The 8,481-nt window shown below is 42.3% G+C and carries 8 protein-coding genes; 3 read left to right on the top strand and 5 right to left on the bottom strand.

Annotated features, from left to right (window positions below; translation table 11 throughout):
* Window positions 1-80 precede the first annotated feature (80 nt).
* The 3 genes from VLN09_RS06260 to VLN09_RS06250 all read right to left on the bottom strand — a co-directional run bounded on the left by VLN09_RS06260 (window position 81) and on the right by VLN09_RS06250 (window position 3,320).
* Window positions 81-686, bottom strand: a complete 606-nt coding sequence (locus tag VLN09_RS06260; RefSeq protein WP_325244735.1) for a hypothetical protein — start codon at window positions 684-686, stop codon at window positions 81-83.
* Window positions 687-839: 153 nt separating this feature from the next.
* Window positions 840-1,094 carry a YheV family putative metal-binding protein gene (locus tag VLN09_RS06255; protein ID WP_325244733.1) on the bottom strand — a complete coding sequence of 85 codons (255 nt, stop codon included), beginning with the start codon at window positions 1,092-1,094 and terminating at the stop codon, window positions 840-842.
* Window positions 1,095-3,320, bottom strand: coding sequence for a M3 family metallopeptidase (locus VLN09_RS06250; protein ID WP_325244731.1), 2,226 nt, complete (start codon window positions 3,318-3,320; stop codon window positions 1,095-1,097).
* A gap of 541 nt (window positions 3,321-3,861) precedes the next feature.
* Between VLN09_RS06250 and VLN09_RS06245 the strand changes: the two genes are divergently transcribed.
* From VLN09_RS06245 to VLN09_RS06235, 3 genes are all read left to right on the top strand, one after another.
* Window positions 3,862-4,974, top strand: coding sequence for a hypothetical protein (locus tag VLN09_RS06245; RefSeq protein ID WP_325244729.1), 1,113 nt, complete (start codon window positions 3,862-3,864; stop codon window positions 4,972-4,974).
* Between the two features lie 216 nt (window positions 4,975-5,190).
* Window positions 5,191-5,949: an endonuclease/exonuclease/phosphatase family protein gene (locus tag VLN09_RS06240; protein WP_325244728.1), complete on the top strand. Its 759-nt coding sequence runs from the start codon at window positions 5,191-5,193 to the stop codon at window positions 5,947-5,949.
* A 62-nt stretch (window positions 5,950-6,011) separates the two neighbouring features.
* The gene (locus VLN09_RS06235; protein WP_325244725.1) at window positions 6,012-7,007 is read left to right on the top strand and encodes an NADP-dependent oxidoreductase; all 996 of its coding nucleotides are present in this window, start codon (window positions 6,012-6,014) and stop codon (window positions 7,005-7,007) included.
* Between the two features lie 41 nt (window positions 7,008-7,048).
* On the opposite strand, the gene VLN09_RS06230 is transcribed toward VLN09_RS06235, so the two are convergent.
* Entirely contained in the window at window positions 7,049-7,669 is a 621-nt protein-coding gene (locus VLN09_RS06230) for an alpha-ketoglutarate-dependent dioxygenase AlkB family protein (protein ID WP_325244723.1), read from the bottom strand.
* A 2-nt stretch (window positions 7,670-7,671) separates the two neighbouring features.
* Window positions 7,672-8,481 (bottom strand): alpha/beta hydrolase (locus VLN09_RS06225; RefSeq protein ID WP_325244721.1); only part of this gene is annotated, 810 nt, incomplete at its 5' end.

The following is an 8,481-nucleotide window of genomic DNA, read 5'->3' as shown; positions in this document are numbered from 1 at the left end:
AGCTGGGCGCTACTATTTAAAATAGGGGCGTGAGTGAGTTGCAAAGTTGCCATCATCCAGCCCCTTTATAAAAGTATCCGTTATTTAGCATTGGTTCGAGCAGCCTCAGCTTCTAATTGAGCGATTTGTTGCTCAAGTAGTGTGATTTCTTGAGCCTTAAGTTCAGTCAACTGTTTGGTCATAGCAATTTGCTCAGCAGCGAGCTTTTCTTGTTCAGCTAGACGCTTACGTTCATCTTCTAAACGATCAATCTCTTCTTTGGCTAAGCTGTTCGTTTTTGGCAATGGCGCTTTTAAGATAGCTTTAGGGTCAGGTATGTTAGCATTTGTCGTACTCACATTAGCTGCATTTTGATTTAACGCAGTATCAATGGTTTCCAAGTTGCTATTATCTAATTCTCTATTATTTAAATTACTGTTTTCTATGTTAGCAGTTCCTAAGTCACTTGCTACATTATCTAATAGTAAGGCATTGGTTTGGCTAGCTTGTATTTCTTCGGTAGTCGTAGGTAATAGTTTGCCATCAATGGTATTATTTTGGGGTACCATGCCTCTCCAAACCAAATAACCGATCAATAGCACAATCAATAGAATACCAAACCACCATTTTTGACGTGATTTAGCCGAACTGGTGGGTTTTTTACTCAAAGATTCATTGGATAAAGGACGTATTTTTTTGCTTTTCATACCATAGTCAATTTAGGTTAATAATATCAGTTGCCATACTATAGCAAACTCAAAATAACAAAGCCCATCTATTGCGAGATGGGCGAGTGGATACAATATCATTTACAGTAGCGATGAGATATGACTGTTTGAGGGTCAGAGCTTAAGCGGTGTTTATTTAAATTTGACGGTACCACTGGTTCCGGTGATCATGGCGTCACGAGTTAGCTGATCCTCAAGATGGTTTTTAGCACTGATAGCATCAGGGTCAGGACGATGTTCGGTATGTCCGCACAGCGTACATTCAATATATTCATCAGGTGCTGGGGTGACGATATTGACTTGAACTATCGCATCCATCATCTGACATTTGGGGCAACGAACGCCCGCTAAAAATTGCCGCTTTAGGCGTGTTGATTGATAGCGCATTTAAATGACCTCGCGTGTTGTTGACGCATTGGCAGCTGTACTGTTTTTCGTCTGGTTTTTAGGCTCAGCAAAACCGCTATGACGTAAAAGAGCGTCAATACTGGCGCTGCGACCACGGAAATTCTCAAAGTTTACCTTAGCAGGGAAACTACCGCCCACTGATAAGACGGTCTCACGGAAGGCTTTACCTGTGATGGGATTAAAAATCCCTTCTTCCTCAAACTTACTAAAGGCATCGGCAGACAATAGCTCTGCCCATTTATATGAGTAATAACCGGCGGCATAACCACCGGCAAAGATATGGCTAAAGCCATTAGCAAAACGGTTATAGTCTGGCGTTTGCATAATAGCAATATCCTGACGTACGCTATTGAGACTAGCTAAGATGCCTTCATAATCAAGCGCTGTCGTTTGCGCATGAATCAATAAATCAAATAGCGCAAATTCGATCTGACGCAGGGTTTGCAAACCACTTTGGAAGTTTTTGACCGCTAATAGCGCATCAAGTTTGTCTTTTGGTAATGGCTCACCTGTTTCGACATGACTGCTGATCAGCGCAATACCTTCTGCATCCCACGCCCAGTTTTCCATAAACTGGCTTGGCAGCTCGACGGCATCCCACTCAACGCCATTGACACCAGCAACATCACCCACCGTTACCTGAGTCAACAGATGATGTAAACCGTGACCGAATTCATGGAATAAGGTGACCACTTCATCATGGGTCAATAAGCTTGGCTTACCATCGAGTGCTGGGGTAAAGTTGCCGACCATAAAGCATACCGGTAGCTGCTCATGGCTTTGCTCAGCATAGATATAACGCGACTGAAAGCCACTCATCCAAGCGCCACCGCGTTTACCACTACGGGCAAACAAGTCAAAATAAAAGCCACCAATTAAATTATCATCAGCATCAAATAATTGATAAAAACGGACATCATTGTGCCAACGTGATGCTAAGACTTTGTTTGTACTATCATTTGCGCCATCACTACTTTGCTCTTGCACTTTGATACCGTATAAGCGCTCGACGATGGCGAATAAGCCGCTAATCACTTTGAGTAATGGGAAGTACGGGCGGATTTCTTCTTGGGATAAGCTGAACTCGCTTTGTTTGACTTTTTCTGCGACATAAGCACTGTCCCACGGTTGTAAGTCAATAATGCCATAATCCTGCGCATATTTTTGCAATTGCGCCAAATCTTGCTCAGCAGTTGGCGTTGCTTGCGCGGCTAAATCGCGTAAAAAGGTTTCCACTTCCGCTACGCTATCTGCCATTTTGGTCGATAGCGATACTTCTGCATAATTATCAAAACCTAGCAGTTTGGCTTTTTGCTCCCGCAGTTGCAAAATCTCACTCATGATATCGGCGTTATTGAGCGATTCGCCTTTGGCATTGGTATGCTTATCAAACTCAGAGGCACGGGTGACATAGGCGCGATATAACGTCTCGCGTAGGTTGCGATCATCGGCATGAGTCATGATGGCAAGATATACAGGAATATTTAAGCTTGCCACATAATAAGGAGTGGGCAATGCATCAACCTCTGCTTGAGTGAGTGCGCCACTGGTAAGCTCACAGGCTTTATATTGCTCACCTGCATCGGCTAATAGCGCCAAACCACTTTCAGTTAAACCTGCTAACTGCTCATTTTGAAGCGGCAAAGCATAGGCTTGAGTTGCATCTAATACATGGTCTGAAAAAGTCGCTGATAAAGTAGATAGCTTGCTTTGAATAGCCGCAAATTTATCTTGCTCTGCTTTTGGTAGTGCAACCCCTGATAGCTCAAAGCTACGTAGCGCAAGCTCAATAGCACGGGCTCGTGCCGGCTCAAGCGCTGCAAAGAATGCTTTATCATTGACAATCGCTTGATAACGGCTAAATAGCGGCTGATGCTGTCCAACCCGCGTGCCATAGGCAGACAGTTTTGGCAGCAGCTCATGATGGACATGACGAATCTCATCGTTGCTCATCACACTATTGAGATGCGACAAAATACCCCAACTGCGATCTAGTGCCAAATTGATATGATCAAAGTGTTTTATTTCAGTTAGCGTTTGCTCAGCATCTATCGCGGTCGCCGCTTCATTGCTGTCTGTCATCATTGTCAATTCATCTAAAAATGCATTAGCAGTGTCAATAGCGCTAATTACCTGCTGTTGTAAGGTAGTTGGCGCGGTATTGGCAAAATCGACAAGGTGTAATTCTTGAGAAATAGAAGTCATAAAAGGTTCCGCTATAAATAATGAATTTGATAAATAAACTGCTTTAATTTGGCATAGTCGTTCAAAGGTGTTATTGCTTATATTTTAAATAAGATGTATCGACATCAAAATGTCTTAAAATTAAATGCCTCGATGTGAGGCTAATATTTGTGGTGTGTTTGATAACCACTGTTAATAATCAGTATCGCACTATCTAAAAGATGGGTCTTCATTGGTGAAAATACAAGCCAAGTGCGTAAGCATTACTAGACTAATAATCCTGTTAATTCTATTGAAATACCTATGGCAGACTTTGACATCACTTACAAAGCATCATCATTTGCTTGCAAATTAACCCTATAGCTTGTGCGGTCAAGTTGATAGGGTAATAGAACGAATATGTTGTAGTATGAATAGAAGATTAAGCATGCTATGTTATTAAGAGTATGTTGTTATTAAGAGTATATTGCCATCCCATAGCAAAAATCTAAAAGCAGTGATAGGCAAGGCATACTAAAAGCAGTACTGGAAATTCATGGTCATAAAACAAGGAGCAGTATTTATGAAAGCAACTCTCAAAAGCTTACGCGAGACAAAGGCGAATCCAGCAGTCAGTATTTTTGTCAAAACTCACCGCGAACACCCTGCCAATGACAAAGACCCTATTGCCCTAAAAAACCAGTTAAAAGTCGTCGAAGAACGTCTGACTAATGAGTATGACAAACGTACAGCGACCACTATCTTAGATAATATCCATGCTAAGACCAAAGAGCTTAATCATAATTTTAATCTAGATACGTTAGCTATTTTTGCCAGTACTGACGATGTGCAAGTGATTCGTATGCCCATTGATACCACTGAGCGTGTAGTCATCTCACATCGCTTTGCCACTCGTGATTTGGTCCGTGATATGGCAAGTGCTGTTCATTACTACACGGTAGTCTTGACCCGTGATAATGCTCGCTTGATTGAAGCGTCAAACGAGCGTGTCATTAGAGAGTTCAATAAGGATGATGATGTACAAAAAAATATGGAAAACATCAAGTTTCCTATTGAAAATAATGGACTATCTACAACGGGTCATGGCAGTTTGGATCGCCCATCGCGTAATGGAAGTGGCCATCTAAAAGAATACTTTAATCAAGTCGATAAAAGCGTGCAAGAGTTGTGGGGCGAGCATAAAATACCTCTTGTGATCGTCGGCGATACCAAAAATATTGGTTACTATAAAGATGTCTGTGACCGTCCCGATAATATCATCGCTACGGTATCGAATGTCACCAATCTAGATGAGGGTAGCGCGCAGCATATTATCGATAGTGTACAAGAAGCAGTAGAAGGTTATCGTACCTCGCTACATCAAGCGGCACTGGGCGAGATTGATAAAGCGCATGGGGCAAATAGACTACAGACTGACTTGCAAGAAGTCTATCGTAGTGCTTTCCAAGGCGTAGGCGATACCTTGTATGTCCGCCGTGGTTATATTCAACCTGCTAAAATTGATGAAAAAGCGCAGACGCTAAATCTTGCAGATGATCCAAGCGCAGAAGGTATCACTGATGATGCCATTGGTGAAATCATTGAGCATGTCATTCATAATGGCGGCAAAGCGGTCTTTATGCCGCAAGATATGATGAGTGCAGACCAACCGATTGCTCTTGTCACCCGCTATTAATAGATGGCTTGGATTCAGTAATGAATTAGCTATTGGTTATTGATAGCACATAGGTATAGTATGAGAGCATTGGTTCGAAAAGAACCAGTGCTCTTTTTATATGTATGGCTTCATAGTGCATCGATTATATTTCAAACGATTATTCTTTATGTTAAGTCCACTATATCAACAGCCAATATTTGCTCTCTAAAAACTGAGTCTATGACTGATAAAATTATGACTAATACTACATCTTTTGTCCTAACCAGCTATAACATTCATAAAGGCATGTCGCCGATGAATCGCCAAGTCAAAGTTCAGGGTATTGCCCAAGCGCTTGATATTATTGGTTCGGACATACTCTGTCTACAAGAAGTACAAGGGCAAAACCTTAAGCGCAATATTCAATATAATGAATACCCTGACCAGTCTCAGCATGAATGGTTTGGCGAATTTTTAGATCTAGAAAACAGCTATGGCAAAAATTCAGAATATGATAATGGTCATCATGGCAATGCCGTATTAAGCCGATTTCCGCTTGATCCCAAGCATAACGTCAATATTACGGTCAATAAGCTTGAGCAGCGCGGTGTTTTGCACTGCGAAGTGCAGCCGGTAGGTTGGGATGTGCCAGTGGTGGTTTTATGCGCCCATTTAAACCTATTTGAGCGCGATCGTATCAAGCAGTATGAAGCGATTGCCAACTATGTCCGAGATGAGATTTCACCTGATCAGCCACTGATTTTGGCAGGCGATTTTAATGACTGGAAAAAAATGTCTTGTGACAGACTGGCGTCAAGTTTGGGTATGACGGAAGCTTTTAAGCATTGTCACGGCAAGCTGCTGCCGACCTTTCCAGCAAAGCTACCTGTATTGAGCTTAGACCGTATCTATGTTCGTAATCTCAGAATAAAGGATGCTTGGGTACATACAGGTAAACCGTGGTCAACCCTGTCTGATCATTTGCCACTGAGCGCAGAATTGGCATTGCCTTAGAGTAAAAAACTAATAATGGAAGAAATAACGCTAAATAGTAAAATAAAAAAGGATGATAAATCATGTCTGATAAGAACATACCAACGACCCAGCACGCCGTCATCATACGTGAGTTTGGTGAACCTGAAGTGATGACGTATCAAGATGATGTTGCCATACCTGAGCTGACAGACAACCAAGTACTGGTGAAAGTTGCTTATGCAGGTATCAATCCAGTCGATTATAAAACTCGCCAAGGTAAAGGTTGGGGCGCGGCCAATATCCAAAAAGATAAATTTGATCAGGGTAAACCTGCGATTTTAGGCTTTGACATGTCAGGCACAGTGGTCAAAAGCGATAGCACAGATTTTGCGGTTGGTGATAAAGTGGCGGCATTAACCTTTAACGGTGGATGCTATGCTGAATACGTCGCTGTTGATGCCAAACTGTTGGCACGTGTGCCTGAAGCGGTCACCTTAGAGCAGGCAGGCGCACTACCTTGTATCGGACAAACAGCGCTACAGTTTGCTGAATTTGCTAATATAAAAGATGGCGAGCATGTAGTAATGAGTGCTCCAGCAGGCGGTGTTGGTCATTTATTGATACAGCTGTTGATGGATAAAGTTGCCAAAAATAATATTAAAGTCACGCTTATTTGTTCAGCAGAAAAGTATGAAAAACTGGATAGCTTGATCGATACCAGTCAGCTTGCAGGTTGGATTGACTATACCAAAAATGATGCGTTCCCTGAGCTGCAAGCTGATGTATTGCTAGATTTGGTTGGTGATGAGGCAGGTGTGCGAGCGCTAAACGTTGTGAAAGAATCTGGACGTGTATATGTCCTACCGACGATTTGGGTGGATAAACTCAAAGAAGCGGGCAGTCAAAAAAATCTAAGCGTTGAAGGTTATGCTGCTCAGCGTAATGGCGAAGATATGGCACGAGTGCTACAACTAGTGGCGGATGGTCAGCTAACTTTACGTTTGCAAAAGACTTATCCATTGTCAGAAGTCGTTACCGCCCATCATGAGCTGCAAAAAGGCGATGCGTTTGGCAAGCTTGTGTTGCAAGTTAGTTAAATCAAGTTTAATCAATTACCAGATTTGAGTAATGGCTAATTTTAATTACTTGGATATATTTGCCGAAAGGTTAAGCTAATACGTCCTGTGGCTACTGTTTTAGTCTTGGTAATGCTGTGCTTCCAAAAGCTCTGAGTATCACCGTGCATGACAATTAGCTGACCTGATTCAAGATGAAGCTCGACTTTATCTTGAGTTTTTTTATGCTTAAAGACAAATTTACGCGTAGTACCGAGGGATAAAGAAGCGATAATCGGTTGCTCACCAAGCTCTCGTTCATCATCGGCATGATAGCCCATGCCGTCATCACCAGAAGGATAATAGTTGAGTAAGCACGAATTGAAATTAGTATCAATTCCAAGGGCTAATAATTGCTGCTCAACATGTTGTTTCACATGAAACATAGTATCTGTCCAAGGTATGGTTTGACGCGTATGACCAGAGTACTGATAGTCAATATCGCTATCACCCATCCAAACGATTTGACGCGTTGTGACGTGTGTCTTGCCAAATAAAGTGACGATATCTTCTTGCCAAGGTAACTCAGTCACCAAGTTATAAAATAAAGGGCTGGGATAATCGATCACAATCCCTAAGTCATTTACCTGACCGTCATAAGGCAATAGATTGTCAGTCGGCTTGGTTGCAAAAAGGTCAGTCAAGGTTATTTACTGCTCTGATAATGCTCATTGATAATTTTAGCGCATATTTCTGGCGCTTCTATTGGCAATAGATGTCCATAATCTGGTAAGGAGATAATACTCTTATCAGGGACAAATTTTTGCCATTGCTTACGTACTTTTGGATTGATAAATAAGGTTGGTTTGCCAGTAATCAAAGTGTAGGGGCAGCTTAGCTTTTTAAGAGCGGCATCAATATGAGGCGCACCAAAATAGTTGGCAAGCTCTTGCTCAGGTGAGAATAGCAGAGTATAGCTACCGTCATTATTAGCACTCAGGCTTTGTTCAGCAAAGGTTTTTAAATGCTCATTACTGATACGCTGATACGCCCGCTGTGCACGCAGGTGTTCGTAATATGCTTGGGTATTTGCCCAAGTTATTTGCTTCGTTAACGTGCTTTTGAAGGGTTCACGGCTCAGTAAAAACTGACGCGGCAACAGATTATATATTCTCGCTTGTTTTTTGGTAAAGGTCACAGGCTCGATAAGATAGAGCTCTGAGAAAAGCTCTGGACGCTTTGCTGCCGCTATTGCAGTAGCAGTCGCGCCCTGCGAATGTCCAATACCGACAACTGGTTTATCTTGGGTTTTTTCTAAAAACTCAATTAGCATCTCAGCGTCTTGCTCACGGGTCAGGCGACGACTCTGCGGCTTATCGTACCAATAACCGCGTAATGCTAGCGAACTGAGCTCAAAGCTGTCTGCCAGCTCATTTAATAATGGCGCATAGGTGCCGACAGTAAAGCTATTACCACCATAAAAATGGGCAGGCGCGCGTTTATAGTCCCTCTGAGT

The sequence above is a fragment of the Psychrobacter sp. genome (assembly GCF_035469765.1).
Taxonomy (GTDB): Bacteria; Pseudomonadota; Gammaproteobacteria; order Pseudomonadales; family Moraxellaceae; genus Psychrobacter.
The sequence above is the reverse complement of the archived record's forward strand: the minus strand, read 5'-3'. Positions and strand labels throughout refer to the sequence as shown.

Bases quoted from the DNA above. Each gene is read 5' to 3' on its own strand.
- VLN09_RS06260 (WP_325244735.1), bottom strand. From the start codon at position 686: ATGAAAAGCAAAAAAATACGTCCTTTATCCAATGAATCTTTGAGTAAA.
- VLN09_RS06255 (WP_325244733.1), bottom strand. From the start codon at position 1,094: ATGCGCTATCAATCAACACGCCTAAAGCGGCAATTTTTAGCGGGCGTT.
- VLN09_RS06250 (WP_325244731.1), bottom strand. From the start codon at position 3,320: ATGACTTCTATTTCTCAAGAATTACACCTTGTCGATTTTGCCAATACC.
- VLN09_RS06245 (WP_325244729.1), top strand. From the start codon at position 3,862: ATGAAAGCAACTCTCAAAAGCTTACGCGAGACAAAGGCGAATCCAGCA.
- VLN09_RS06240 (WP_325244728.1), top strand. From the start codon at position 5,191: ATGACTAATACTACATCTTTTGTCCTAACCAGCTATAACATTCATAAA.
- VLN09_RS06235 (WP_325244725.1), top strand. From the start codon at position 6,012: ATGTCTGATAAGAACATACCAACGACCCAGCACGCCGTCATCATACGT.